Annotated in this window: 26 protein-coding genes; 8 read left to right on the top strand and 18 right to left on the bottom strand. The window is 34.6% G+C overall.

Features of this window, described 5'->3' with window-relative positions:
- The 4 genes from D778_RS02505 to trhO are packed head-to-tail and all read right to left on the bottom strand — an operon-like array spanning position 1 to position 3,583.
- Positions 1-1,005, bottom strand: a complete 1,005-nt coding sequence (locus D778_RS02505; RefSeq protein ID WP_007647392.1) for a radical SAM protein — start codon at positions 1,003-1,005, stop codon at positions 1-3.
- A 20-nt stretch (positions 1,006-1,025) separates the two neighbouring features.
- Positions 1,026-1,256, bottom strand: coding sequence for a ferredoxin (locus D778_RS02500; protein WP_007647391.1), 231 nt, complete (start codon positions 1,254-1,256; stop codon positions 1,026-1,028).
- Positions 1,250-2,500 (bottom strand): peptidase U32 family protein, encoded by a 1,251-nt coding sequence (locus D778_RS02495; RefSeq protein WP_007647390.1) that lies wholly within the window; start codon positions 2,498-2,500, stop codon positions 1,250-1,252. Before D778_RS02495 ends, D778_RS02500 begins: the two co-directional genes overlap by 7 nt.
- 3 nt (positions 2,501-2,503) lie before the next feature.
- Positions 2,504-3,583, bottom strand: coding sequence for an oxygen-dependent tRNA uridine(34) hydroxylase TrhO (trhO, locus tag D778_RS02490; RefSeq protein WP_007647389.1), 1,080 nt, complete (start codon positions 3,581-3,583; stop codon positions 2,504-2,506).
- 483 nt (positions 3,584-4,066) lie between these two features.
- On the opposite strand from trhO, the gene recA reads away from it, so the two are divergent.
- The 4 genes from recA (at position 4,067) to D778_RS14085 (ending at position 7,775) form a co-directional block, all read left to right on the top strand.
- A complete protein-coding gene (gene recA / locus D778_RS02485; RefSeq protein WP_007647388.1) occupies positions 4,067-5,074 on the top strand; it encodes a recombinase RecA in 1,008 nt (335 codons plus the stop codon).
- Positions 5,075-5,171: 97 nt separating this feature from the next.
- Positions 5,172-5,570, top strand: coding sequence for a hypothetical protein (locus tag D778_RS02480; RefSeq protein WP_040491261.1), 399 nt, complete (start codon positions 5,172-5,174; stop codon positions 5,568-5,570).
- Positions 5,571-5,598: 28 nt separating this feature from the next.
- The gene (locus D778_RS02475; protein WP_007647386.1) at positions 5,599-6,141 is read left to right on the top strand and encodes an RNA polymerase sigma factor; all 543 of its coding nucleotides are present in this window, start codon (positions 5,599-5,601) and stop codon (positions 6,139-6,141) included.
- Positions 6,141-7,775 (top strand): outer membrane beta-barrel protein, encoded by a 1,635-nt coding sequence (locus D778_RS14085; protein WP_007647385.1) that lies wholly within the window; start codon positions 6,141-6,143, stop codon positions 7,773-7,775. The genes D778_RS02475 and D778_RS14085 overlap by 1 nt, the downstream gene beginning before the upstream one ends.
- A gap of 89 nt (positions 7,776-7,864) precedes the next feature.
- Here D778_RS14085 and D778_RS02465 read toward each other — a convergent pair whose 3' ends face one another.
- On the bottom strand, positions 7,865-8,602 hold the full coding sequence (locus tag D778_RS02465; protein WP_007647382.1) for a lysophospholipid acyltransferase family protein: 738 nt from the start codon (positions 8,600-8,602) through the stop codon (positions 7,865-7,867).
- A 114-nt stretch (positions 8,603-8,716) separates the two neighbouring features.
- Here D778_RS02465 and trpS point away from each other — a divergent pair, with 114 nt between their 5' ends.
- Together trpS and D778_RS14080 are read left to right on the top strand one after the other, a co-directional pair.
- Positions 8,717-9,685: a tryptophan--tRNA ligase gene (gene trpS, locus D778_RS02460; protein ID WP_007647380.1), complete on the top strand. Its 969-nt coding sequence runs from the start codon at positions 8,717-8,719 to the stop codon at positions 9,683-9,685.
- A gap of 142 nt (positions 9,686-9,827) precedes the next feature.
- A complete protein-coding gene (locus tag D778_RS14080) occupies positions 9,828-11,390 on the top strand; it encodes a hypothetical protein (protein ID WP_007647378.1) in 1,563 nt (520 codons plus the stop codon).
- Positions 11,391-11,422: 32 nt separating this feature from the next.
- Here the strand turns inward: D778_RS14080 and dprA are convergent, their stop codons facing one another.
- Positions 11,423-12,526, bottom strand: coding sequence for a DNA-processing protein DprA (gene dprA, locus D778_RS02450; RefSeq protein WP_007647376.1), 1,104 nt, complete (start codon positions 12,524-12,526; stop codon positions 11,423-11,425).
- A 104-nt stretch (positions 12,527-12,630) separates the two neighbouring features.
- Between dprA and D778_RS02445 the strand changes: the two genes are divergently transcribed.
- The gene (locus D778_RS02445) at positions 12,631-13,569 is read left to right on the top strand and encodes an HU domain-containing protein (protein WP_007647374.1); all 939 of its coding nucleotides are present in this window, start codon (positions 12,631-12,633) and stop codon (positions 13,567-13,569) included.
- Between the two features lie 250 nt (positions 13,570-13,819).
- On the opposite strand, the gene D778_RS14890 is transcribed toward D778_RS02445, so the two are convergent.
- Positions 13,820-13,915 carry a GIY-YIG nuclease family protein gene (locus tag D778_RS14890; protein ID WP_339610767.1) on the bottom strand — a complete coding sequence of 32 codons (96 nt, stop codon included), beginning with the start codon at positions 13,913-13,915 and terminating at the stop codon, positions 13,820-13,822.
- A gap of 125 nt (positions 13,916-14,040) precedes the next feature.
- Between D778_RS14890 and D778_RS02440 the strand changes: the two genes are divergently transcribed.
- Positions 14,041-14,550, top strand: a complete 510-nt coding sequence (locus D778_RS02440; protein ID WP_007647372.1) for an acyl-CoA thioesterase — start codon at positions 14,041-14,043, stop codon at positions 14,548-14,550.
- 92 nt (positions 14,551-14,642) lie between these two features.
- On the opposite strand, the gene D778_RS02435 is transcribed toward D778_RS02440, so the two are convergent.
- The 11 genes from D778_RS02435 to D778_RS02385 form a co-directional block, all read right to left on the bottom strand.
- Complete coding sequence (locus D778_RS02435; protein WP_155949859.1) at positions 14,643-15,143, bottom strand: hypothetical protein; 501 nt, start codon at positions 15,141-15,143, stop codon at positions 14,643-14,645.
- An 18-nt stretch (positions 15,144-15,161) separates the two neighbouring features.
- Entirely contained in the window at positions 15,162-16,484 is a 1,323-nt protein-coding gene (locus tag D778_RS02430; protein WP_007647368.1) for a C10 family peptidase, read from the bottom strand.
- 603 nt (positions 16,485-17,087) lie between these two features.
- Entirely contained in the window at positions 17,088-18,317 is a 1,230-nt protein-coding gene (locus tag D778_RS02425; protein ID WP_007647366.1) for a murein hydrolase activator EnvC family protein, read from the bottom strand.
- Positions 18,317-19,096 carry a lipoprotein insertase outer membrane protein LolB1 gene (gene lolB1, locus D778_RS02420; RefSeq protein ID WP_007647364.1) on the bottom strand — a complete coding sequence of 260 codons (780 nt, stop codon included), beginning with the start codon at positions 19,094-19,096 and terminating at the stop codon, positions 18,317-18,319. Before lolB1 ends, D778_RS02425 begins: the two co-directional genes overlap by 1 nt.
- Positions 19,096-20,457, bottom strand: a complete 1,362-nt coding sequence (locus tag D778_RS02415) for a tetratricopeptide repeat protein (protein ID WP_007647362.1) — start codon at positions 20,455-20,457, stop codon at positions 19,096-19,098. Before D778_RS02415 ends, lolB1 begins: the two co-directional genes overlap by 1 nt.
- 65 nt (positions 20,458-20,522) lie before the next feature.
- Positions 20,523-21,542: a sugar phosphate nucleotidyltransferase gene (locus D778_RS02410; protein ID WP_040491258.1), complete on the bottom strand. Its 1,020-nt coding sequence runs from the start codon at positions 21,540-21,542 to the stop codon at positions 20,523-20,525.
- Between the two features lie 108 nt (positions 21,543-21,650).
- Positions 21,651-22,085, bottom strand: a complete 435-nt coding sequence (gene dut, locus D778_RS02405) for a dUTP diphosphatase (RefSeq protein ID WP_007647358.1) — start codon at positions 22,083-22,085, stop codon at positions 21,651-21,653.
- An 83-nt stretch (positions 22,086-22,168) separates the two neighbouring features.
- On the bottom strand, positions 22,169-23,632 hold the full coding sequence (locus D778_RS02400) for an oligosaccharide flippase family protein (protein ID WP_007647356.1): 1,464 nt from the start codon (positions 23,630-23,632) through the stop codon (positions 22,169-22,171).
- 59 nt (positions 23,633-23,691) lie between these two features.
- The gene (locus D778_RS02395) at positions 23,692-24,198 is read right to left on the bottom strand and encodes a hypothetical protein (protein WP_007647355.1); all 507 of its coding nucleotides are present in this window, start codon (positions 24,196-24,198) and stop codon (positions 23,692-23,694) included.
- Between the two features lie 147 nt (positions 24,199-24,345).
- Entirely contained in the window at positions 24,346-25,206 is an 861-nt protein-coding gene (atpG, locus tag D778_RS02390) for an ATP synthase F1 subunit gamma (protein WP_007647353.1), read from the bottom strand.
- Positions 25,207-25,235: 29 nt separating this feature from the next.
- Positions 25,236-25,580, bottom strand: coding sequence for a four helix bundle protein (locus D778_RS02385; RefSeq protein WP_007647352.1), 345 nt, complete (start codon positions 25,578-25,580; stop codon positions 25,236-25,238).
- Position 25,581 lies beyond the last annotated feature (1 nt).

Raw genomic sequence — 25,581 nt, 5'->3', positions numbered from 1 at the left:
TTAGTTGAACTCCACTTCATAATTCAGCCTATTGGACATGGATTTTAGTTCTTTTTCAGATTTAAAAATGTTGGACCAAAGCGTTTTGCTCCATCCAATTTTTTTGGAGTAGGCATTGAAACTTTCATGATTCCAATTGAAACCATCTTTCCAAAATTTTTGAGGTGACACATAACAAAAGGTGTAATCAAAAATTAAACTGGAGGCATTAACGCGTTGGTTTTCAGGAATGGTATTAGGAGCCAATAAGGTAATGTGATTTTCCTTGCATTGGCTTCTAATATTTTGAATTAGTTCCGGATAATCGGCTCGGATGGCATCTAAGTCAAAATCGTTGTATTCGGTGTTACCAATTTTTTGTATGGGACGGATTTGAAGGATATCGAAACTTGCGCCATTAAAGTGTTTGAAGAAGTCTGCCAATTCGTAAAAATTATCTTTGTTGAAGGTGTAGTTGATCCTTACCTTGAAATCATAGGTCTTTTTTAATTTTTCGAAGGCCCTAAAAGCATTGTGAAATTTTTCATAACTGGCTTTTTGCATGAAATTTTCATAGCTTTCTTTATGGACACCATGTAACGAGATGGTAAACTCGTTAAGTCCAGCTTTTAAAAGTGCTTCAATTTTAGCTTCATCCAGTAAATTGGCATTGGTTGTTATGGAAATATATGGCACTTTATATAGTTTACCCAATTCCACAACTTTTACCAAGTCTTTGTATAAAGTGGGTTCTGTACCACAGCCAATTTGTAATTTTAAGGCACGATTGAAAATGGTTTTTGCCACTTGGTTCAGTTCTTCTTCTTTAAATTGGCCTTTTAAGGTTTTAACATAATCGGCATCTGTAAAATAACACATCTTACAACGCAAGTTACAAGCCATAACAGGATCCAGGTTCACAGCCAAATAACGTTGGTTAAACCGATGCAACAAATAGAGTCCAAGAAATTTAATTCTATGGTTTTTAATTTTTCTATTGAGTTGTAACAGTTTGTAAATATTCATTTTTTATATGAATTTTTATATCAGCTAATTTTTACACTGATGATGTTTACTGGACACGCTTTTGAAGCATTTTCGCAAGCTTCCAAAATAGTATGGTCCTTAGATTTTAAGGTAAAAAATCCTTTTTTTTCATTGGCATGCAACAAAACTGATTTCCCATCTTTTTTGGACATTTGAAACTGGTTTGGAGCCATTTCCACACAATAATTGCAACCAATGCACTTATTCCGTTGTAAGGTAACAATTACCATGAAGCTTCCACTTTATTTTCTACAATTTTATATAACTTGTCTGATGGTCTTATTCTAAATGCCATAGGAATGGTTACCAAATCTCCTTTACTTCCTTTATCGGATTTGACATCGTTTACCATCATTTCCGTAACTTCCATTTCTTTGGCACCTGTTGTTGGACCCGTAATTAAAATGGTGTCACCTATGGCTATATCAAAAGCTTCAATTTTAAACTCTCCAATGTTGGCTTTAGGGTAATAATGGGTTCCTTTTCCTAGATACACCTTTTTTTGTGTGGCATGAGATCCAGAACCATTGCTCCATTCGCCCAATTTTTGCCCTAGATAATAACCACTCCAAAAACCACGATTATACACTTTTTCCAATTCCTGCATCCAAGAAATCACTTTTTCTTTATTGTAGGTGCCATTTGCCACACTATCAATGGCGGCTCGATAACAGCTTATCACTTTTGCCACGTATTCTGGAGCACGACCACGACCTTCAATTTTAAGGACTTTAATGCCTGCATCTACAATCTCGTCAAGAAAATCGATGGTACATAAATCTTTTGGAGACATGATGTATTCATTGTCCAATTCCATTTCAAAACCTGTTTCTTGGTCTATAACCGTATACTTTTTCCTGCAATTTTGTTTGCAAGCCCCTCTATTTGCTGAAGAATTATGAGAGTGCAAACTCATATAGCATTTTCCGGAAACTGCCATACAAAGTGCACCATGACCAAAAATTTCAATTTCCACCAATCTGCCTGATGGGCCTTTAATTTGCTCTTTTTCTATTTGTTGGGTTATTTTTTTTACCTGACGTAAACTTAACTCACGACTCAACACCATGGTATCTGCAAACATGGCATAAAACTTAACAGTTTCAATATTGGTTATGTTTAATTGGGTAGAGATATGTACCTCCATTCCAATTTCTCTTGCTGATGCAATAACAGCTTGATCCATAGCAATAACAGCTGTAATATGTGCTTCTTTAGCTTGTTTTAAAAGGGTTTTTACTATGGATAAATCGTGATCGTAAATAATGGTATTTAATGTTAGATAAGTCCTAACATTTTTTTCTTCACAGCGTCTTGCAATTTCTGGTAAATCTGCAAGAGTGAAATTTACAGTAGCACGAGCCCTCATATTTAGTTGCTCTACCCCAAAATAAACTGAATTGGCGCCATTGTCCAGAGCAGCTTGTAAGGACTCAAAATTTCCTGCAGGTGCCATTAATTCTATATGTTGCATAATTTAGGCTTTAGAATTCGTGGTTTTAAAATTTTCGAAAATGTTACGTAAATCTTTTTTGTAGGGCAAATGGTCTGCGCGACCTTTTTTAAAGATATCGTTACTATTGCCTTGTCCTTTACGTAATGCTTTTTGCTCTTGGTAAGGTAAATGGATGATTTCCTGACAATGTGTTGAACAACAATTTTCCATTTTTTCTTTACAAGCATCGCATTGAATAAACAATAAATGACAAGCTTCGTTAGCACAATTGGTATGTAAATCGGCTGGTTCTCCACATTGATGGCAATGCGCAATCACATCGTCTGAAATACGTTCAGAACGTCGTTCATCGAATACAAAATTCTTACCTATAAATTTATTCTCCAATCCTTTTGCTTGTACTTGCCTTACATAGTTTATAATACCTCCTTCCAATTGGTAAACATTTTTAAACCCTTTGTGCTTGTAGTAGGCACTCGCTTTTTCACAACGGATGCCTCCTGTACAATACATGACCAGCTTTTTGTCTTCTTTATGGTCTTTTAAATCGGCTTCAATAATATCCAACGATTCGCGAAAGGTATCCACATCTGGAGTAATGGCATTTTTAAAATGTCCTATTTCACTTTCATAGTGGTTACGCATATCAACCAAGACCACATTAGGATCGTCTATAAGTTCATTAAATTGCTCGGCTTCAACATGAATCCCTTTGTTGGTAACATCAAAGGTATCGTCGTTCAATCCATCGGCCACAATTTTATCGCGTACTTTCACTTTTAATTTTAAAAATGAAAAATTATCGTGTTCTATGGCGATGTTCAATCGCACATTTTCCAAAAACGAAATGCTGTCTAAATGGTTTTTAAACAAATTAAAATTATCTGCTGGCACAGAAAGTTGCGCATTTATGCCTTCGTGAGCGACATAAATTCTGCCTAAAACATCTAATGTATCCCAAGTAAGGAATAGATGATCTCTAAAAATTTCTGGATTTTCAATTTTAGCGTATTTATAGAAAGAGATGGTCAAGCGTTCCTTGCCAGCTTGTGCTATAAGCTCTGCTCTTTCTTTAGCGCTTAAGGTATTGTACAGTTGCATGCTATACTAATTTTTTAAGGTTAAAGATTGTTTACAACGTCGCTAATGCGTATATGTATTTTGGTGCAAATGTAGTGTTTTTTATGAGTTTATGACTCAACCACAAACAAAAAGCACTTTATAAAAATTTATAAAGTGCTTTAAGTAGACTAACTCGTTAATAATATTTTTTAATTTAATTTCTAAATCGAAAAACATGTTACGAGTTAACCTCCATCGGCTTTACAGTTGCTATTTATAAAGATAGCCACTGAAACGCCTAATGCATTAATACATTTTTTAAAAAATTTCATAGTCCTTACACGTTTAGGTTTAAACTAATCATTTGATTAAAAGCGAGTGATTTTTTTCTTTTTCATAGTTAAAATTTTTCCCACTTTATATAGTAGATGCAAAAAGGTTGAAAAGGTTGCGTGATAAAATTGTAAAGTGATAAAAGAAGTAGTATTTTAGCATCACTTTCATAAGATAAAATATAGAGAAATGAGCAACGAAAAAGAAGCAAAATTAAAAGCACTTAAACTTACCTTAGATAAATTGGATAAAGCTTACGGCAAAGGAACCGTAATGAAAATGAGCGATCAAGCTGTTGTTGATGTAGATGCTATTTCATCTGGATCTTTGGGCTTGGACATTGCATTGGGAGTAAATGGCTATCCTAGGGGTCGTGTTATAGAAATTTACGGTCCAGAATCTTCTGGAAAAACAACTTTAACCTTACATGCCATAGCAGAAGCTCAAAAAGCAGGAGGTATTGCGGCATTTATTGATGCAGAACATGCTTTCGATAGGTTTTATGCCGAAAAGTTAGGTGTGGATATTGACAACTTAATTATTTCACAACCAGACAACGGAGAGCAAGCCCTTGAAATTGCCGATAATTTAATCCGTTCTGGAGCTATAGATATTGTTGTTATAGATTCTGTGGCAGCTTTAACACCAAAAAGTGAAATTGAAGGCGAAATGGGCGACTCTAAAATGGGACTTCATGCACGTTTAATGTCTCAAGCATTAAGAAAACTAACAGCTTCCATAAGCAAAACCCATTGTACTGTGATATTTATCAACCAATTACGTGAAAAAATTGGTGTGATGTTTGGAAACCCAGAAACCACAACTGGAGGAAATGCATTAAAATTCTACGCTTCTGTGCGTTTGGATATAAGACGCTCCACACAAATTAAGGAAACAGACGGAAACGTATCTGGTAACAAAACCAGGGTAAAAGTAGTAAAAAACAAAGTGGCTCCACCATTTAAAACTGCCGAATTTGACATTATGTATGGCGAAGGTATTTCTAAAGTTGGTGAGATTTTAGACATTGCCGTGGAATTTGAGATCATAAAAAAAGCTGGTTCTTGGTTTAGCTATGGAGATACCAAACTAGGCCAAGGTAGAGATGCTGTTAAAGCCTTGATAAAAGACAATCCGGAATTGCAAGACGAACTGGAACAAAAAATAAAAGAACAGCTTAAAGCCAATAAAGAATAAATTAAATAAAAATCCCGAAATGTTTCGGGATTTTTATTTCTATCCTACGCAACCTTTTCAACCTTTTTGCATCTACAAGATAAATATGTATTTTTTAATGAAGAAATTTGTAGCCTACTGCTTAATGGTTGTGTTCATTTTTTCTTGTAGTATCAGTGATGATGGTTCACAAGATATATATTATGAACTTTTACCTGTAGAAACCGCTACTTTGCCAGATGAATTCCATTTAGGTGACACGTATGAAATTACTTTAACCTATATTAGACCTTCTACTTGTTATGCGTTTAATAACATTTATTATTTAAAAGAAGGGAACCAACGTACTGTGGCAATTGTGGCGTATTTGGTTTCAGGAAACAATAATTGCGAAACACTGAATGAAGAAATGGAAACCTCGTTCAACTTTAAAGCAACAAACAGTGGGTCTTATATTTTTAAATTTTGGCTAGGCGATAGCAATTATCAAACTGTAGTAGTTCCCGTTGTAGATTAAAACTTTGTTAAACTAATACATATGTTATTTGGGTTTAAAACAACTCATACAAAAATGTAGCAAAAATGATACAAAAGCACAAGCAGAACTGTACCAGCTCTTTTCGGGCAAACTGTTTTCTGTTTGCTTGAAGTATTGTAAAAATTATGCTGAAGCAGAAGATAATCTGCAAGATGCTTTTGTGACCATTTTTAACAAAATATCACAATACAAACACAAAGGTTCTTTTGAAGGCTGGCTTAAACGAATAACCATTAACACGGCTTTACAACGCTATAGAAATCAAGGTGTTTTTGAGATTATAGATGATACAAATATTGAAGATGTAGAAGTAACCGTTGAGGATGACGATGTAACCCTGGAATTCTTGTTACAGATCATTCAAGAATTACCAGACCGTTACAGATTGGTTTTTAACCTGTATGTATTAGATGGCTATTCACATAAAAACATAGCAGATATGTTAGATATAACAATTGGGACCTCAAAATCCAACCTAGCCAGGGCTAGAAAGATTTTAAAAGATAAAATTGAAGATTACAAAACAAGTTTAAACACGCATACCTTGTAATGAGTGATAAAAAACATATAGATAGAATTTTTCAGGAAAAATTCAAAGACTTTGAAGTATCACCAGACCCACATGTCTGGAAAGGAATTCAAAACAAACTAAACCAACCGGAAAAAAACAAAAAGAAAGTGATTCCGTTTTGGTTTCGTATAGCTGGAGTTGCTGCTCTATTACTGTTACTGCTAACCGTGGGTGGTTTGTTATGGAACAATATTACGCCCAACAATACAACCAATACAAAGGTTGTGGACACCGAAAACACTTCTAATGAAACTTTAAACCCTTCAACAGAAACAGACATCAATGCTACTGTTTCCAATGGCTTCAATCAAGAAAAAAACCCTGAAAACAATAACGGTTTCAATGCAGAGTCTCAAAAAGCCAAAGATATTTTAAATACTGAAGGGCTTAAAAACAATTCACAAATAGCTTCAGAAAGCAAACCACAATCAAAAACCAACAACCTAACCAATACTAAGGCTTCCAAGAAAAACCAAATTAAAAACAACATCACGAACCCTTCCCTTTTAAACAGCTATAAAGAAACACCTACAGTAGCAAACAGCGCGTCTAAAAACCAATTAAAGCCTACTGAAAACCCAAAGGCAAACTACAGCAATAATTCTAGGCAAGCAAACAACAAACAGCCTACGGAAACCAAAAACAATATTGCTGCAAACAATGTCAATCCTAAAAAAGAAACAGATGTCCATACCGAAATGGATAAAAACAACACAGCAACCCAATTACAACAATTAAACAAGGATGCCAGCAAAAATGGCATTGCTGTTGAAGAAACTATAGAAGCTGAAGTAGAAGAAACCATGGAAGAAGAGTTAAACAAAACAACCTTAACCATAGAAGAAGCTATTGCAGCCAATGAAGAGCTTATTGAAGAAGAGAAAGATGACATAATAAACAGGTGGCAAGTGTATGCAAATATTGCGCCTGTTTATTATAATTCGATGGGAAAAGGGTCTCACATTGATGCACAATTTGAAAACAATTCCAAAACGGGAGAAGTAAACACCAGTTATGGAGTAAATGTTAGCTACAACTTAAACAAAAAACTATCCATACGAACCGGATTGAGTTCGCTTAACTTAAGCTATGATACCAACGATGTTATCTTATACGAAAGCATTGCGAGCGCAAACTCCACTCCCAGTCCGTTAAGGAATATTAACTTATCCAAAGGCAACGAAGGCCTTACAGCCTTAAGTGCCGATAATTTGAGCGTTGGTCAAATTGACAATTCTTTAAGCCCCAAATCAAATGCAGCCATTAGTCAACGTATCAGTTATTTTGAAATACCAGTGGAACTGAACTACAGAATAGGAAGTAAAAAACTAGGCTTAAATTTAATTGCTGGTTTTAGCTCGTTTATATTGGATGGCAACGAAGTATATTCAGAATTAAACGATGAAAAAACCTATATAGGTGAAGCAAACAACATAAAAAGTATGAGTTTCAGCACCAATTTTGGTGTTGGATTGGATTATAAATTTTCAGAAAAAGTTAAGTTTAACTTAGAACCTACTTTTAAATACCAAATCAATGCGTTTGAAAATACTTCAGGTAATTTCAACCCTTATATTATTGGTATCTATACAGGTTTTAGTTATAAATTTTAGTTTTTGGTTGGTTAGATTGATTTGTTCATTCCTTTTAAGGAACACAATGACTATCTTAAAAAAAGCTGCTCTGTGCCAAGAGCAGCTTTTTAATTATTATCCATTTTCAAGGTTTTTAAAATAAGTTTCCTTGTTTTTTCATTTATCAACTTAGTATCCTGTATGGTTAAGCCTTTAGTCTCAATAAACGGATGGATTTTTACGCGCATCTTTCCTGGTCCTCCACTAAAAAAAGTATAGGAAAACCTTTTTTTGTTATCTAAAAACGTCATGGGTACAATAGGTATTTGATGATTGATAGCCAATCTAAAGGCGCCATCTTTAAAAGTATCCAGAACAATATGCTCTTCTGGAACACCTCCTTCTGGAAAAATACAAATACTCAATCCTTGTTTTAACCTTCTTTGTGCCCTTAAAAAAACAGCTTTTCGGCTTTTTTCAGAATTTCTATCCACCAAAATGCAGGTGCGTTTATAGAAAAACCCAAACAAAGGGATTTTTGCCAATTCTTTCTTACCTACAAAAACAAAAGGGTTTTTTACAGAAACCAACATGAGCATGATATCTGCCATAGATGTGTGGTTGGCAACAAACATATAGCTCTTATCGGTTTCTGGTATTTCTTCTCGTTCAATTTTCCAAACAAACCCCATTCCGGTTAAAATAAACTTAGCCCAAAAACGAGCCAGTTTAAAAAAATAAGGATACCACGACTCCTTTAAAATTGACACTAAAAGTATTGGAAACAAAACAATAATTGGCAAGGCTACAAGTATATAGAACCAGATACGATATAAAATCCAAAACAAATACTTAAATATTCTCATAGAACTCAAAACTAATTAAATTTATTGAGCTATTACTTCAAAAAAATTACCTTTGTGTTTTCCAATAGAGATTAAGTTTAATTTAATGAAATTCTCACACTCGTGGGATAAATTATGGCAAGAATTTTAACAGGCATTCAAAGTACAGGAACACCACATTTAGGAAATATTTTAGGCGCATTGATGCCAGCCATTAAAATGGCAAACGATCCTAAAAACGACTCTTTTTTGTTTATTGCAAACTTGCATACCTTGACACAGATTAAAGATGCAGATTTACTGAAAAGCAATACCTATTCAACTGCTGCCACTTGGTTGGCTTTTGGACTGGACGTAGAAAAAACGGTGTTTTACAGACAAAGCGATATTCCTCAAGTAACGGAATTGTCTTGGTATTTAAGCTGTTTTTTTCCTTATCAACGTTTAACCCTTGCACATAGCTTTAAGGATAAAGCAGACAGGCTGGAAGATGTAAATTCTGGTTTGTTTTACTATCCCATGCTTATGGCTGCAGACATTTTATTGTATGATGCAGAGATAGTTCCTGTAGGAAAAGACCAACTACAACATTTAGAAATGACTCGCGATGTCGCTTCTAGATTTCACGCCAGAATGGGTGAAACCTTTGTGTTGCCAGAAGGAAAAGTTCAAGAAAACACCATGCTTATTCCTGGAACAAATGGTGGTAAAATGAGTAAAAGCCAAGGAAATATTATCAATATATTTTTGGACGACAAAAAACTGCGTAAGCAAATTATGTCCATAGAAACAGATAGCACAGCTCTGGAAGACCCAAAAGATTGGAGCACCTGCAACTGTTTTGCCATTTATAAATTATTAGCTTCAGACGCTCAAATAAAAACCATGAAAGCCAACTACGAACAAGGAGGTTATGGTTATGGACATGCCAAACAAGCGCTTTTCGAATTAATAATTGAAAAATTTGCTACAGAACGCGAGCGTTACCACTATTATATGAATAACCTGGACGAGTTGGACAGACTCTTGGCCATTGGAGCAGAAAAAGCAAAAATTGTAGCCAATGAGGTTTTAAATCGGGTTCGCAAGAAAGTAGGTTACTAAGCAGGTTCCAGGCTTGAGGTTCTAAATTTTATAGAAACAGATTCCAAATTCCAAGAAACAAATATTTTCTGGAATTCCTTGTATTACAGTACATATCTGCTTAAATTCGTTCAGATGAGGTAATAATACCTCATTTTGAACCATGAAGCGTATATTTTTTAGTTTATTTCTTATCGCAACTTGTATTGGTTTTGCCCAAGAAGGAAAATCATTCTCTTCCAATAAAAATTTCTATTTAAAAGGGAATTCCACCATCATTGGTAATAGTATAGTAAGTACAGATGCTGTTGAGCCATTTAATGACGATTCGGAAATCAATGATGTGCTTAAAATGGAATATATAGATGTAGATGATAATCCCTCCACATTTAGCTCCAGCCAAGCTAATTTGGAGCTTGCAGATAATGCTTCTTCTGTAAAATATGCTGCTTTGTATTGGAGTGCCGTTTATAAATACGACAAAGGTGTAAAACGGGTTATTAACTTTGAAGAAATGGTGTACCAAGGCAAAGACGAACGCTCCACCAACGTGAATTCCATTTTATTTCAACAACCTGGTAGAGATTACAAACCCATTGATGGTCGTGTTATTTTTGATAGTTACCATACCGATTTGTTTGAAGACACCAAACCTTACGTTTGCTATGCAGATGTTACCCATTTGCTACAAAATGCACCTGTAATAAATGGCACCTATTCGGTTGCAAACATTAAAGCTACTCAAGGCTATGTCTCTGGAGGAGTTGCTGGTGGTTGGTTATTGTATGTTATTTATGAAAACAAAGCAGAAACAGCCAAATATTTTACCAGCTACAATGGCTTTGTAGGTGTAGACAAAACAGCCACAGATATTCAATTTAAAAATTTTAAAACCAATGAAGTTGGCCATATTAAAACCTCGCTTTTAATTGGAGCACTGGAAGGTGACCAGAAATACAAAACAGATAATTGCTCCATTTTAGATGCCGAAAAAAAATCGTTTGTACTGCTATCCAACAAACAACGTCCAGGAAACAACTTTTTTAACAGCAAAATTACCCTAGAAGACGAGCCTTTCCTTGACCGAAATCCCAATAGCTCTAACACCTTGGGTTTTGATGTGTTAAAAATGGAAATCCCCAATAAGAACAATAGCATTCTTTCCAATAACTCTTCTGAAGCTACCATCAGGTTCAAAACCAAAGCCGATGGTTTTTATTTATTTTTTGTTGCTTTTGAAACCGAAATCAGTCCCATTTATTTGGAAGGGAAAAGCAACACAGAGACTTTAGTTGTTTTTGAAAATGAAGAACCAACTGAAGTGGTTGAGGATGAAATTGACAAAGAAAAAGCAACAAACAAAGAACCAAAACCGGAACAAGACCTTACAAAAGGTGTTGAAACAAAACAAATATCCACACCTAAACCAAGGAAAAAAAGTGGCTTGGAACGCATTGAAAGTTTAAAATCCATTCATATTCCTAATTTAGAAAAAGGTTATTATTTGGTAACCAATGTGTTTTCGGTTAAGGAGAATGCTGAAAATTGGATGAAAACGCTGGAAGCAAAAGGTCATACGCCAAAATCTTACATCAATCCCAAAAACAACTGGAACTATATTTATTTAGATACAGACGAAGATGCAAGTGCTATTTATCAAAAACAAAAAGAGCTTTCAAAACTGGATTATTTTCAGGATATCTGGATTCTTAAAATAAATTTTTAACCTGCATGGCTTCAAAAAAACTCTCAGGATATTTAGATAACTTCAAACAACTTTCCAGGCAAGGGCCTCACCACACCTTTTAATTCCAAATTCAATAAGATACTGGCAATTTTAAAAATGGGCATTTGGCATTCCAGTGCTATAACATCCAAGAGTTGTTTTTCGTTTTCCTTTAAATAGTTGTAAACCACCTTTTCTTCATCGTTTAGTTCCACAAAAAGTTGTTTTTGTACAGGTGCTTTTTTTTCCTCTTCCAACTCCCAATTCAACATATATGGAATGTCCAACGGATGGGACAGAACATGTGCTTTTTGGAATTTTATGAGATTGTTGCATCCCAAACTTTGGCTGTCTGTTACTCTACCAGGAACAGCAAACACATCTCTGTTATAGGAATTTGCAATATCGGCAGTGACCAAGCTACCACCTCTTTCAGCAGATTCTATCACAATGGTAGCTTCGCTTAAACCAGCAATCACCCGATTTCGTTTTAAAAAATTGTTTCTATCAAACGGATCACTGCTCCAAAAATCAGTAAAAAAACCACCATGTTTTTCAATCTCAGCCACATATTTTTTATGTGTTTTGGGGTAAATCTGGTTCAAGCCATGAGCCAAACAGCCTATGGTTTGCAGATGGTTGTTAACGGCTGCTTTTTGAGCTGTAATATCTGTACCATAAGCAAATCCAGATACAATAACCGGATTAAAAACAGCTAATTCCTCAATTAATTTATTGCAAAAAGCTATGCCGTAGGTTGTTATTTTTCTGGTGCCAACCACACTGATGATGCGTTGTTTCTTTAAATTGATGTTCCCAGCCTGAAAAAGTAAAATTGGGCTATCAATGCAGTGCTTTAGTTTTTCAGGATAATCTGCATCAGCAAAATATAAGGTCTTGATATTATTCTCCTGAATGTATTTTAACTCTTCTTCGGCTGCCAGAAAATGTTGATTGTTAAACAAATCCTTAATCACCAAACTCCCAATGCCATCAATTTTAAGTAAGTTTTGTTTTTTTTCATTAAAAACAGCTTCCACAGAACCACAATGCGATATCAGCTTTTTAGCAGTAATATCGCCAATATTTGGAATGTGCTGCAAGGCTAAAATATGTAGCAACCTGTTTTGGTCCATCTTAGTTTTTTGATTATGAGACTACAAGTAAAGAATTTTTATCATGTTAATAAATAGTTAGGTCGAATTTTTGTTCGCTTTTAAATTTTGCTAACTTTGTTTTTATGCAATTAGAATCTTACATAAGCGACTTACTATATAGATATGAATGTGTTACGGTTCCTGAGTTTGGAGCATTTTTAACACAACGGGTTTCGGCTACCATTCACGAATCGACCAATGCCTTTTATCCTCCAAAAAAGAAACTTTCGTTCAATGAGCAAATTCAGGCAAACGATGGTATTTTAACCCATTATATTGCTGATGTGGAAAAGATTCCTTTTGAAGAAGCTTCGAAAAAAATTGAAAAGCGTGTCAAGTCCTTAAAATCTTATTTAACGCAAGGGGAAACCATTTCTTTTGAAAATATTGGCGACCTGACGCTTAACAATGAAGGGAAAATTATTTTTGAACCTTCATACCATTTAAACTATTTAACCGATGCGTTTGGTTTATCGCAATTTGTATCACCTTCTGTAAACAGGGAAGTTTACAAAGAAGCCGTTCAAGAGATTGAAAAAGTGGTTCCTATTGCAGTAACACCTGAAAAACGCAAGTCCAGAAGTTATTTAAAATATGCTGCTGTAGCAGTTGTAGCACTTACTTTAGGTGGTTTTGTAGCTTCCAATTACTATGTGAACAATATTAACACGCAAAACCAAATAGCTCAGGAAGAAGCCAACCAACAATTGGAGAGCAAAATCCAAGAAGCCACGTTTGTGATTGAAAACCCACTTCCTGCCGTAACCTTAAACGTAAAAAAACAAACTGGAAATTACCATATTATTGCTGGAGCCTTTAGAGTGGAAGAAAACAGCGACAAAAAATTGGAAGAACTAAAAGCTTTAGGCTATGATGCCAGAAAAATTGGCCAGAACAAATATGGTTTACACGAGGTGGTGTATGCCAGCTACGAAGACCGTTTGGAAGCTTTAAAGGCTTTGAGAGAGGTGAAGCGCAACCATAATCCTGCTGCTTGGTTGTTAGTTAAGGAATTGGATTAAGTTTCCTTTGTCATTCTGAGGGAGGAACGACCGAAGAATCTAAACTTTATCATTCAAAAACTCCCCATTCAGGATTAAATCCTGAAATTAAATTGTCTTTTTTTAATCTACGCTATCCTTTTATTTGCTTTTCTCTTTTTATTGCAACTTCAACATTAAAAAAATGATCATAATATATTAAATGATAGCATTTATATTTTGTTGTAAAAGCCTTTGAAAAAGGTAATGGATTAATATGGAAATATAATCCCTACTTCAAATTATTTGTAATACCAGTATATAAAACGGTCTTATTTAAATTTGTTACTATGTAAACATAGTAATTATGTGGTCCTAATGTCCTCATTTAATAAAAATAATAAATTTTATCAGATTCTTCATTTCGCTCTGAATAACAAAAATTTCACATTTCATAAGTCTAAAATTTAAAATGGACTTACCTTTGCATTTCTATTCAAAAAATGTCAAACCATGTCTATAAAAACGCCAGAGCAATCCAGAACCATCATGACAGACTTAGTGCTGCCAAGTGAAACCAACCCTTTAAATAATTTATTTGGTGGCGAATTACTTGCCAGAATGGATCGTGCAGCCAGTATTGCTGCCAGAAGACATAGCAGACGTATTGTGGTAACAGCTTCTGTAAACCATGTGGAATTTAATCGTGCTGTTCCTGTAGGCTCTGTTGTTACGGTTGAAGCTAAAGTATCGCGTGCTTTTAGAAGTTCCATGGAAATATATTTGGATGTGTGGATAGAAGACAGGGAATCTGGACAGAAAACCAAAGCCAACGAAGCTATTTATACTTTTGTTGCTGTGGATGAAACAGGACGACCTGTGGAAGTGCCAGAACTGACTCCTGAAACCGACTTGGAAAAAGAACGTTATAATGGTGCTTTAAGACGCAAGCAATTAAGTTTGGTACTTGCCGGGAAAATGAAACCTGCTGAGGCGACTGAGTTGAAGGCGTTGTTTGTTTAATAAAATACGGATTTAAAAACAATAAGGATATAGCAGAAAAGACCCAAACACTTGGCTTGGCACTTAACTGCTATTTTTTTACATATTTAGCTTTAGTTTTTTATGATTTCAGGCAATGTTTCAGGAATAATGTCTTCATCAAAAATTAGAACGTCATTATACCAAGCTTTGGTTAAGATTGTAAAATTATCGCCTGACTGAAAATTAGCCCTAATAGTATCTGTATCTGTTTCGCTCCACTCTATATAAGTAATGGCATTTTCAAGCTGAGAGCTATTTAGGCCAATAGCTATGCCGTAAAAATCTTCTCCAGTGTCTTCAGGCGAAATGATAGAAAAATTGCGAGGTGCATCCATATTTGGATTATATATTTCTTCAATTTCACCATTTCTTAAATAATAAATTTTAATATTCTCTGCTAAATAAGCGTTAGCGTTATTGGGGTTCAATAAATCAACTCCAGCAGGTGATGACACTTTGAATTCGACACTAGTTTCTAGATTATAATAACTTGGAGTATTATTGTTTTCATCATCTGAATTACATGATATAATTATTATTCCTAACAGAAATAAGACTATTGGATTTTTCATAATATTGTGTATTTAAGGTTATTTTTTTATACTGTAGATACATTTTCTATTGTATTGAAAATTTGGGTTTACTTCATTTTCATCAACTGTAATTGTTGTTCCATTATTATTTATTAAATTTTGATAAAACCATCCGTTACCTCCATAATTTGGACCCCAACCCCAATTCATATGCAACCATTCATAACGATTTTCTTGAGAGGTATATTCATACTGAGTCCCTTCGTTGTGGATATATACATCATACTGTTGTTTGTAACCATCACTAACCCAAGCATGGCCAATTGTATAAGTTATATCTGTATCTTCCCAGAACCACCAACCAGTTGTTTCGGTATCATAAGCATGATAGCCATCCATATAAACAGGACGATTGTACATTTTTATTTCTTGTTTTACAGTACTAAAATTATAAGCAGAATAATTCGCTGATGAAGAATAACCATAGTTATTAACTAAAGCATCTCTTGCATCAGTTGAATAAGCTTCAGATTCAAATTCTGAATATTGCATATTTACTTTAACCCCAATATCAGACATTAATGAAGCTACTTCTAAAGCTCCAGTACTCGTACTACTATAATAAGAATAATTAGGCATTATTGGCCAATTAAAAGTATTTGGCCATTCGTGATATCTCATTATTTGAGCCATGGCAACAGCAACACAACCCGTTGGCGCATTATTTGGTGTATAATAACTATATGGATACCCTTGCCTCCAAGTTGTTTGCATCAATGGGCCAATCTGTTGATTTTCTGTATGACTATATCTTACAGTATAGTTTGGACTGCCTCCGTTTCCTTCTAAATCACCAGGATATGGAAATCTGCCTTCTGATAGGTAATACCATTGATAATCTATTTCCTCAACAGACTTATCGAGACCTTCCAAAAGATCATTAAAAATAATGTTCTCGGCAATCCAGCTTTTTAGTCCATCGGGAGAAGTTTCATTAAATTCAAAAGTTCCTTTGTTTGAATGTGCTACGATGGGTACGTTCCTTAAGTTGGATGACACAAGTACAAATCCAGAGGGGTTAATATTGAATGAATAAATTGCAATTTTACCATCAAAATCCTTTATGGTTTTTTCGGAATCTATGGAAATACTCTCAATGTCAACATCATAACTCCTGCTAAAAAAGGTAAGGGCAACGGTCTTGGCAACATCTTTATCAATTTCAATTGTGGTAGTACCTTTTTGACTTAAAGAAGCATTGCTCACATTAGAATCTGAAAAGGATTGGTCGCTTAAATCATTTTCATTACAGGATAAAAGCATTAAAGACGCGCTAATAAATAGGGCTAACAGACCGCTAAATAATTTGTTTTTTTTCATGATTTTGGTTTCAAATTAAAGATAATTTTTAAAATATCTCATAATTTCTAAAATTTTAAACCTGTATACAGTTTTTTACATGATAGGTTGGTTAAACTTAATGATTGGCTTTTAATTAAAGCCTTGAAGTTTTAAATGCCAACATATTTAAAAAAACTGACGCCAGTTTGTATCTAGATGGTGTTGCAAACAATTTTATAAAGACTTCCAACTTGATGCCGTTGTTTTTAACTGGGCTAACCTAAAAAAAAAAAAAAAATGATTCCCACAAGATTTTGTGAGAAATTTATGCAGTTTATCGAAAAGTTGTTAAATGGTTACGGTTTTTCCGTAATTGTTGGGGTTTTATGGAATTTATTGTTAATAAATAATGAGAGTCTTCACTTCGTTAGGAAATCGAAGATTCGACGAAGTCAATAACATGACCTTTTCCTTATAAGATCCTGACACACCTGTCTCCAGACAGGCAGGAGTTTGGGTTGACATAGAGATTCTTCGCTTCATATTATGCCGCTCAGAATGACAAATTACATATTATAGATCCATGATAAAATTTTCAAGATTACATCTTGTAAATCCCAACAAAAAGATTTCAAAATGTTATCACATCTTGTAAATCCAATCTGCTGGATTTTGAGTAGCGCTTTCCTTAAAAATGCTAAAGCTTAAAATGGTTTCTTTGTTGGAAGGGTTGGTAAAAACCTGTCCAATTTCTTGTTTGGTAGTAACGTTATCGCCTTTTTTAACATACACTTTCGATAGGTTTTTATAAACTGTTACATAGTTACCATGTTGTATTAAAACAGATAGGTTTCCGTGTTTTATAGCTTGAACTGCCAGTACTTTTCCATTAAAAACAGCTCGAATTGGCGCGTGTTCCTCGGTAGCAATACGCACACCATTACTTTGAATCATGACAGTTTTTACAACAGGATGTGGTTGTTTTCCATAACGTAATTTTACCACACCTTTTTCCACTGGCCAAGGCAATTTTCCTTTACTGGACACAAAATTATCAGCAAGGATCTTGTCTTCAGGTGTTAAGGCAAAACCACTGGAAGCTGTCGTGGCTTTTCCAGCACTTTTATTGGAACTGGCAATGGCCTCGCGAATAATTTTTTCAATCTCTCTGTCAATTTTATCGGCTTCACGTTGTTTTTCCCTAATTTGAGAGGTGTAATTATTTAAGTTTTTATTAATGGAAGCCATTAAGGTTTGCTGCTGCTTCAATTCGGCTTCCAGTTCCCTTTGTGCCACTCTGTTTTCATCAATAAGCTTTTGCTTGTCTTCTTTTTGTCTTAACAGGTCTTTGTTGGTATCTTGTAATTGGGCCGTTTTAATTTTAATGGCTTCTCCTTGTTCTTTTTGATATTCGGCATATTGGTTAATATACTGAACCCGTTTATAGGCTTGCTGGAAATTACTGGAAGATAGCAAAAACATAATCCTGCTTTGCTCACTCTTGCTCTTGTAGGAGGTGACAATCATTTTGGCATAGTTGTCCTTTAAGATTTTCAACTCGTCCCGCAACTCGGTAATTTTCTTCTGATTGGCGTTTATTTCCCTGGTCAACAAATTGGCTTGTTGGTTGGTGATTTTAATTAAGTTTTGACGCACACTTACCTTATAACTTAAATCTTCTATAAGGGAGGTTTGCGACTTTTTCTGGGATTGGTTTTTAAAAAGCAAATCGTTTATTTGCTTGATTTCCCTTCTAAGTTCCTGGCGACGTTCTTCTAGCTCTTGTTGCTTTTTACTTTGAGAAAAACTTGCTATGCTACTTAAGGTAAAAACCAGTAGAAATACGTATTTATAAATGTGTTTGTACCTCATTACTTTAAGACTATTTCTTTGAATCCTGAAGGTATGCTAAAAGGATATCTTAAATCTTGGTTCAAAGATACAGATTTGAACGCCATTTCTATAACAGTTTCTTGGTCTCTTTCCAAGGCAATAATCTTCATGTTTTCCGGCAAGGTTTCCTTATCAACTTCCTGAAAATTCAAATAATCTATTTGCAGGAATCGCGATTCTAGCGTTTGCGCCAATTGTTGTGAGTCTATTTTAAAATGCGATGGATTAACTATGTAAAACAACTCGAAGAGTGCCACTGGTTCTTTAGGTTGAAACAGGTATTTGTTATTGTTAACAGACATGTTATAATCTGTTTTGTTTAAAGGATACAAAGGGATTCCCAACAATAAATTCTGCACTTTTTGAAAGTCCAGTTCTGTACCAAGAAGCTCACTTAAAAATTTAAAATCGCCATCAAAATACGTGTTGTCCAACTTGTTGTAATAACTTACTTTTTCTGGAGTTATTTTTACCCGAATGATATTGAACGACGAACTGATCCAAATAATTTGGTCTTTCAGCATTCTAAAAGAAACGGTATGTGTTTGCGAATCGTTTCCTTGCGAATAGGCAATTCTAACTTTGGCCTGAAGTGTTTTAAAATCTGGGACTGTTTTAGAGTTTTCCTTGATGACTTCTTTTGAAGATAATTTTAAATTTACAGATCCATCTGAAACCTTTTTAGTGGATTTACATCCAAAAAAAACAAGTAACAAACATCCAATAAGAATAAATTTTTTTAACAAGGCTTTGGTCATTAATTTGTGGATTCTAATTGTTTTGCTTTATCACTAAACGTTTTTGCTTTTACTGTATTGTTTAATGAGGTGTGTGACAAACTAAGCTGTTTGTAAAAATCGGCTTCCATTTTGGGGTCGTCTATAATGTAATCCAACCCTGTTTCAAGAGATTCAATAGCTTCTTCTGCACGATTTAATTTGTTTAAAGCCACGCCATTTACCAAATACAATAAAGGTTGCGAAGGGAATTTCAATAAGGCTGTTTTACTTTTACTGGCAGCCTCTTGGTAATGCCCTAAATCAATATCCAAAAGCAGTACATTCTTTAAAACGGTAAAATTGTCGGCATCCATTTTTAAGGCTTCGTTAAAATGCGTTAAGGCCTTGGCTTTGTCTCCTTTGGTTAAATAGTATTGTGCCAATTCTATTTGACTTTTTTCGTTGGTATCGTCCAAGGCAAAGCTGGTGGCTTCAACCAGGTCCTGCTCGTACTCGGGATTTTGACCAACAAATTTTACAAAATCCGATAAAACCATGATTTTAGCATCTGGATTTATTTGTGTGCTTTGAAGCACAATTTTCATGGATGCAATGGCTTTTTCTGGGTCGTTGCCCTCTAAATAAAATTTGTAAAGTGCTAAATGTACCAATTGGGAGTTTGGTTTTATTTCCAAGAGTTTTTTTGCTGTTTCAAATGCTTTTTCCTTGTCGTTGTTTTCACTATATCTATAAATCAGCGCCAAATAGTTGGACTCTTCATCTGGATGGTTTTCCACACGTTCTTCCAAATTTTCTATTTGGTCTTTTTTACGTCCTGTAGCAGCATAAATTTGATTCCGCATTAAATCCCTTGAAGGTGTGATACCTTGTTCTTTGTCCAATTCGTCCAAAATTTTCAAAGCATCGTTGTAATCTTTGTTTTTAAAATACAACATGGCCAAATCTTCCTTGTAATCTGGATGGTATTTTACCAGTTGTTTTACGGTTTTAATGGCCTTATCATAATCGTTTTGTTGCGCATAAACATCGTAAAGCTCATCCAGGTACCATTCGTTGTCCGGTTGTTCTTTAATGGCTTTTTTTAAAGCATCTTCGGCTTCGCCAAAGTTTTTCAATAGGTTGTAGTTTTTGCCTAGTTCGTAATAAAAAACCGATTGTGATTTATCTATTTCTATACATTGTAGCAGTGCAGTAACAGCCCGATCGTAATTTTCAATGGCTTTTTGTTTTAAGGCTTCAAAAAACAATTCTTGGGTTTTGTCTTCTACATTTCCTAAATCGTCGTCTGGAGTTTTGTTAAAATCCACTTGCGCATGGTTTATCTGTGGCATGAAAATCATTCCGAAGAAAAAGATGAGGATGTAGATTTTATATTTCATATTATAAGAGATGCTTTACTTCAACTTTGCTCAGAGCAAGCTAGCTCAGCATGACAATTTAATAGTTATTCCAAAACTGAATAATCGCCAATACTGATTTTTGTAAAATGACCATCGTAACTTACATGGTTTCCTATCATGGCGTCGTCTAAATTAGCGTTTTTAATAGTAGTATGGGTTTGTATTAAGCTATTTTTAACGGTTGAAGCCTCTATCTTACAATTATTGCCAATGGAAACATAAGGTCCAATGGTGGCATTGTTTAAAACAACATGTTCGCCAATAAAACAAGGCTCTATAATAGTTGAATTGTTATTGGTAACAGTTGCTGCTATAAGATTCTCGTTACCGTCTGCATGTAAAAATCCCAACATTCTGGCATTTGTTTCAATGGTAACTGGTTTATTGCCACAATCCATCCATTCATCAACCGTTCCTGTTTTAAAAACGTTTCCGTTTGCCATCATGCCTTTAATACCATCGTTTATCTGATATTCGCCTCCATTTTTAATATTATTGTCCAAGACCTTTTGTAATTCATTTTTAAGCACAGCCACATCTTTAAAGTAATAAATACCAATTACTGCCAAATCGCTCACAAAGGTTTTAGGTTTTTCAACCAATTCTATAATTTCATTCTTATCGTTTAATTTAACCACGCCAAAAGCTTCTGGTTTATCAACTTGTTTGGTCCAAATAACGGCATCTGCTTCTGTATCCAAATCAAAATTGGCCCTAATCAAGGTATCAGCATAGGCAATAACAGCTGGTCCAGACAGTGAGGGCTTAGCACACATAATGGCGTGCCCTGTCCCCAAGGGTTGGTCTTGACGATAAATACTGGCTTTGGCATTTAAGCTTTTTGCTAAATCCTGTAGGCTGGAAACCACATCGTCTCCAAACCAAGCTGGATCGCCTAGAACGAAGGCAATTTCTTCTATAGGTTGGTTTAACACCTTTACAATATCTTTTACCAATCTGTGAACAATGGGTTGTCCTGCCACTGGAATCAATGGTTTTGGAACTGTTAAACTATGTGGACGAAGACGAGAACCTCGCCCTGCCATGGGTACTATTATTTTCATTAAAAAAGTAATTTTTTCATTTCCTTGGAGACGGAAATCTGTTTTTTATTATTTGTTATATCCCTTCAAGGTTTTTTAGTCTTAAAGGACATTTATTTGACAAGCATTTTATTTGGTTCCTGTACTTCCAAAACCACCTTCACCTCTTGAGGTTTCAGAAAGGGTTTCTACTTCCATCCATTCAGCGCGTTCGTGTTTTGCAATTACCAATTGTGCTATACGTTCGCCATTTTCAATGGTAAAATCTTCGTTTGAAAGGTTCACAAGAATCACACCAATCTCTCCTCTATAATCTGCATCCACTGTTCCAGGAGCATTTAAAACGGTAACCCCCTTTTTTGCAGCCAAGCCACTTCTAGGACGCACTTGGGCTTCTATACCAACTGGTAGTTCTATAAACAATCCCGTTTTAACAACAGTCCTTTCTAAAGGTTTTAGGGTTATAGGTTCTGTTATGTTTGCTCTTAAATCCATACCTGCAGACGCTATGGTTTCATAATGTGGTAAGGCATGATTGGATTTGTTGATGATTTTTATGTTCATAAAAATGTATTTTTTTTAATCCTTTGGTACTGTAGGTTTATCATTAAAATCATAAAAAGACCTTATTTTAAAAGGTACTTACATTATGATTGTTTTAAAAGTTTTCTTAAATCGTTTTTTTCAAGCTGAAAAACAAGACCTAAAAATACAATTAATGCTGAAATTCCAACAACATAATTCCCTCTAAATCCGTAAAAAGTTATGGCAGAAAGACCTATGGACAACAATAAATACACTGAAATCTTTTTTAGGTTATAAGGAATGGGATAGTATTTTTTTCCGAAATAATAAGATATCATCATCATGGAAGCATATGCTGCCAATGTTGCCAAGGCAGAGCCTACATAACTTATTTTTGGGATTAACCAAATATTCAACAGCAGTGTTAAAAATGCCCCAAACACTGAAATATAAGCGCCAAATTTGGTTCTGTCTGTTATTTTGTACCAAACAGATAAATTATGATAAATCCCCAAACACAGGTTGGCCAATAAAATTATTGGTACAATAAGCATGGCTTGCCAATAGGCTTCGTCTCCAATAAGAATCACTTTTAAAACATCGGCAAAAACCACCACACCCAACAAAATAACCGAACCAAAAATAACAAAGTATTCCAGGATCCTAGCATAGTTTTTTTTAGGGTTTTCAGTATTTGCATGGCTAAAAAAGAAAGGTTCCACACCCAGCTTATACGCAGTAACAAAAAGTGTCATGAACATGCCCAATTTATAACATGCAGAATACATACCTATTTCGGTTTTTGCTATGTTTTCCGGCAAGAGTTTGTCTAGTAGGATTCTATCGAACGTTTCGTTTATGGAAAAGGCCACACCAGCAATTAGCACTGGAAAGGCATAACGTATCATCTGTTTCCAAAGGTTTGTATTGAAGGTATAGGTGATTTTAAAATAAAATGGCAGCATAATCAACAACGTTACAGCACTTGCCACCAAATTGGCTATAAATATATAGTTGATTTCAAAATTAGGTCTGTAAATACTTGCCAATAATGAAGATTCTGTGGCCAAATCCTTTAACCACAACAGTAAAAAAAGGTTTAACCCTAGATTGATGGCTACATTTAAAATTTTAATAAAGGCGTATTTTATTGGTTTTCCATTGGCTCTTAACCAGGCAAAAGGAATAATTACCAAGGCATCCAATAATAAAATCCAAATCACCAGATTAATATATTCGGCTTTTATATCAATGACATTCGCTATTTGATTTTGAAAAGCTAAAGCAAGTACAAAGAATAGAACTGAAGAAACAATTAAAGAAATGGAAGAGGTTCCAACAACTTTAGCTTTGTTGTCTTCTTTATGAAAAAACCTAAAAAAGGCTGTTTCCATACCATAAGCCAAAATCACATTAAACAGTACAAAATAAGAATAGATCAAAGAGACATCTCCATAATCTGCAACCGACTTTAAAACACTTTCATCGGTATGTAAACGCACCAATAAAAAACTTAACATTCTTGGCAGCACAGTTGCTAAGCCATAAATAAAAGTTTGTTTGAATAGGGATTTTAAAGTACTCAAGAGGTCGTTTTTATGCTGCTAAATATACAGTTTTATTGAACGCTATACAACGAATTAAATTAAGGCTGTTTTGGAGGTGCAGAAGGATACTCTTCTTTAGGTTTTTCTACAAGGTTTTCTACTTTATAGTATTTGGTTGTATGGTTTTCAATGTAACTTATAACACATTCATCAAGTTCCAATTTAAAAGGGAAATCGGGATCTTTTAAGGGTGTTTTGTTTCCAAATTCATCTTGACCATCATGGCTCATGATCAGGTCTTCCCTTAGATTGATTTCCGTTTTAATTTGTGCTGTATAAGCTATTTTGCCTATCTCGATTTTAGCTTTATAACCTCTAAAATATATAGAATCGAAAGTCACGTTGTTTTTATTGGAAGTGACGTGAATCAACATATGATAACCCGAGCCTCCTCCTTGAACACCAGCAATCCATTTTTGAAAACTTACCTCTCCCAGGTTAAATGAAGGTTTTTTCTGAAGTTTTTGGGCACTGGAACAGTATGAAAAACTGATCAAGATGAACACAATTGAAATTAGTCCCATAAACTGCTTTGATGCTGTCATTGCTTTTGTTTCTTTTTATAAAGATACTAAATCAAATTCTGTTCCATAAAAAAACCTCACTTATAAGGTGAGGTTTTTTTTTGTTATAATCCTTTTATTGCTTACCTGTTCTGATTACAGGTGCTCAGGACAATATTTTAAAATATACTAGTTGTTCAATGCTTCGGCACCACCAACAATCTCAAGGATTTCGTTGGTTATGGCTGCTTGACGAGCTTTGTTATAAGTTAACTTTAACTGATCCCTTAACTCGGTTGCATTGTCTGTTGCTTTGTGCATGGCTGTCATACGAGCACCATGTTCTGAAGCAAAAGAATCTCTTACGCCTTTATATAACTGAGTTTTTAAGGATTTAGGGATTAACTGTTCTACGATTTCAATTTTTGATGGTTCAAAAATATAATCCAAGTTTACATTTGCATCTTTTTCCACTGGAACAATTGGTAAAAATTGTTCTGTCATCACTTCTTGGGTTGCGGCATTTTTAAACTTATTGTAAACAATTACAATTTTATCAAAATCGCCAGCAACAAACTTATCCATAAGCATTTGCGCAATATCAGCTACATTGTCAAATGTCAAATCATCAAAAATAGCACTTTTATTGGCAATTACTTTATTGGTTTTTTTAAACGCATCGTTTGCTTTTTTTCCAATTGCTAGATAAGACACCTCTTTATTGGCATAAGTAACTTTAGATAGTTTATTGACTTCTTTAATGATGTTGGAGTTAAAAGCACCACACAAACCTCGATTGGAAGTTATAGCAACAATAAGGACATTTTTAACTTCTCTTTGGTCTGAAAATTTACTTCCAGAATCTGCATCTAAAGTAGCGCTTAAGCTTTGTAAAAGTTCCGTTAACTTATCTGCATAAGGACGCATTGCTGTAATAGCATCTTGAGCTTTCTTTAACTTTGCAGCCGATACCATTTTCATGGCACTGGTAATCTGCATGGTTGAAGATACCGATGATATTCTGTTACGTATTTCTTTTAAATTTGCCATTTTTCAAATTATGAATTATGAATTATGAATTATGAATTCTTAATAATTGATACCAAAAGTCTAATAAGCACTTCACAATCTTCTCTTAACTTTTGTGGAACTTCATAAATTTTAGTTTCTTCAATTACATCCAACCAAAACGAAGTTTCATCAGCTTCTTTAAGAGCAATTCCTAATTTATTTTTAAAATCTTTTGTACTAACGCCTCTTTGAGATTCTCTCACATTGGCACCAACACTAGTGCCAGATTTTAGTAATTGATTTGCTATTTCAAAAAAGCGCTTTTGTTTAAGTTCTTCAGCATAAATAACAATATCACAAGCAAAATAAAAACTTTTATCTACTATGGCATTGCCACTTTCCTTAAAACTCATA

This window comes from Xanthomarina gelatinilytica, from assembly GCF_000348685.1.
GTDB lineage: Bacteria > Bacteroidota > Bacteroidia > Flavobacteriales > Flavobacteriaceae > Xanthomarina > Xanthomarina gelatinilytica.
This window is presented reverse-complemented; position numbering and strand designations above follow the sequence as displayed.

Excerpts from the sequence above, each read along its gene's own strand:
- D778_RS02505 (WP_007647392.1), bottom strand. The coding sequence starts at position 1,005 with ATGAATATTTACAAACTGTTACAACTCAATAGAAAAATTAAAAACCAT.
- D778_RS02500 (WP_007647391.1), bottom strand. The coding sequence starts at position 1,256 with ATGGTAATTGTTACCTTACAACGGAATAAGTGCATTGGTTGCAATTAT.
- D778_RS02495 (WP_007647390.1), bottom strand. The coding sequence starts at position 2,500 with ATGCAACATATAGAATTAATGGCACCTGCAGGAAATTTTGAGTCCTTA.
- trhO (WP_007647389.1), bottom strand. The coding sequence starts at position 3,583 with ATGCAACTGTACAATACCTTAAGCGCTAAAGAAAGAGCAGAGCTTATA.
- recA (WP_007647388.1), top strand. The coding sequence starts at position 4,067 with ATGAGCAACGAAAAAGAAGCAAAATTAAAAGCACTTAAACTTACCTTA.
- D778_RS02480 (WP_040491261.1), top strand. The coding sequence starts at position 5,172 with ATGAAGAAATTTGTAGCCTACTGCTTAATGGTTGTGTTCATTTTTTCT.
- D778_RS14085 (WP_007647385.1), top strand. The coding sequence starts at position 6,141 with ATGAGTGATAAAAAACATATAGATAGAATTTTTCAGGAAAAATTCAAA.
- D778_RS02465 (WP_007647382.1), bottom strand. The coding sequence starts at position 8,602 with ATGAGAATATTTAAGTATTTGTTTTGGATTTTATATCGTATCTGGTTC.
- trpS (WP_007647380.1), top strand. The coding sequence starts at position 8,717 with ATGGCAAGAATTTTAACAGGCATTCAAAGTACAGGAACACCACATTTA.
- D778_RS14080 (WP_007647378.1), top strand. The coding sequence starts at position 9,828 with ATGAAGCGTATATTTTTTAGTTTATTTCTTATCGCAACTTGTATTGGT.
- dprA (WP_007647376.1), bottom strand. The coding sequence starts at position 12,526 with ATGGACCAAAACAGGTTGCTACATATTTTAGCCTTGCAGCACATTCCA.
- D778_RS02445 (WP_007647374.1), top strand. The coding sequence starts at position 12,631 with ATGCAATTAGAATCTTACATAAGCGACTTACTATATAGATATGAATGT.
- D778_RS14890 (WP_339610767.1), bottom strand. The coding sequence starts at position 13,915 with ATGAGGACATTAGGACCACATAATTACTATGTTTACATAGTAACAAAT.
- D778_RS02440 (WP_007647372.1), top strand. The coding sequence starts at position 14,041 with ATGTCTATAAAAACGCCAGAGCAATCCAGAACCATCATGACAGACTTA.
- D778_RS02435 (WP_155949859.1), bottom strand. The coding sequence starts at position 15,143 with ATGAAAAATCCAATAGTCTTATTTCTGTTAGGAATAATAATTATATCA.
- D778_RS02430 (WP_007647368.1), bottom strand. The coding sequence starts at position 16,484 with ATGAAAAAAAACAAATTATTTAGCGGTCTGTTAGCCCTATTTATTAGC.
- D778_RS02425 (WP_007647366.1), bottom strand. The coding sequence starts at position 18,317 with ATGAGGTACAAACACATTTATAAATACGTATTTCTACTGGTTTTTACC.
- lolB1 (WP_007647364.1), bottom strand. The coding sequence starts at position 19,096 with ATGACCAAAGCCTTGTTAAAAAAATTTATTCTTATTGGATGTTTGTTA.
- D778_RS02415 (WP_007647362.1), bottom strand. The coding sequence starts at position 20,457 with ATGAAATATAAAATCTACATCCTCATCTTTTTCTTCGGAATGATTTTC.
- D778_RS02410 (WP_040491258.1), bottom strand. The coding sequence starts at position 21,542 with ATGAAAATAATAGTACCCATGGCAGGGCGAGGTTCTCGTCTTCGTCCA.
- dut (WP_007647358.1), bottom strand. The coding sequence starts at position 22,085 with ATGAACATAAAAATCATCAACAAATCCAATCATGCCTTACCACATTAT.
- D778_RS02395 (WP_007647355.1), bottom strand. The coding sequence starts at position 24,198 with ATGACAGCATCAAAGCAGTTTATGGGACTAATTTCAATTGTGTTCATC.
- atpG (WP_007647353.1), bottom strand. The coding sequence starts at position 25,206 with ATGGCAAATTTAAAAGAAATACGTAACAGAATATCATCGGTATCTTCA.
- D778_RS02385 (WP_007647352.1), bottom strand. The coding sequence starts at position 25,580 with ATGAGTTTTAAGGAAAGTGGCAATGCCATAGTAGATAAAAGTTTTTAT.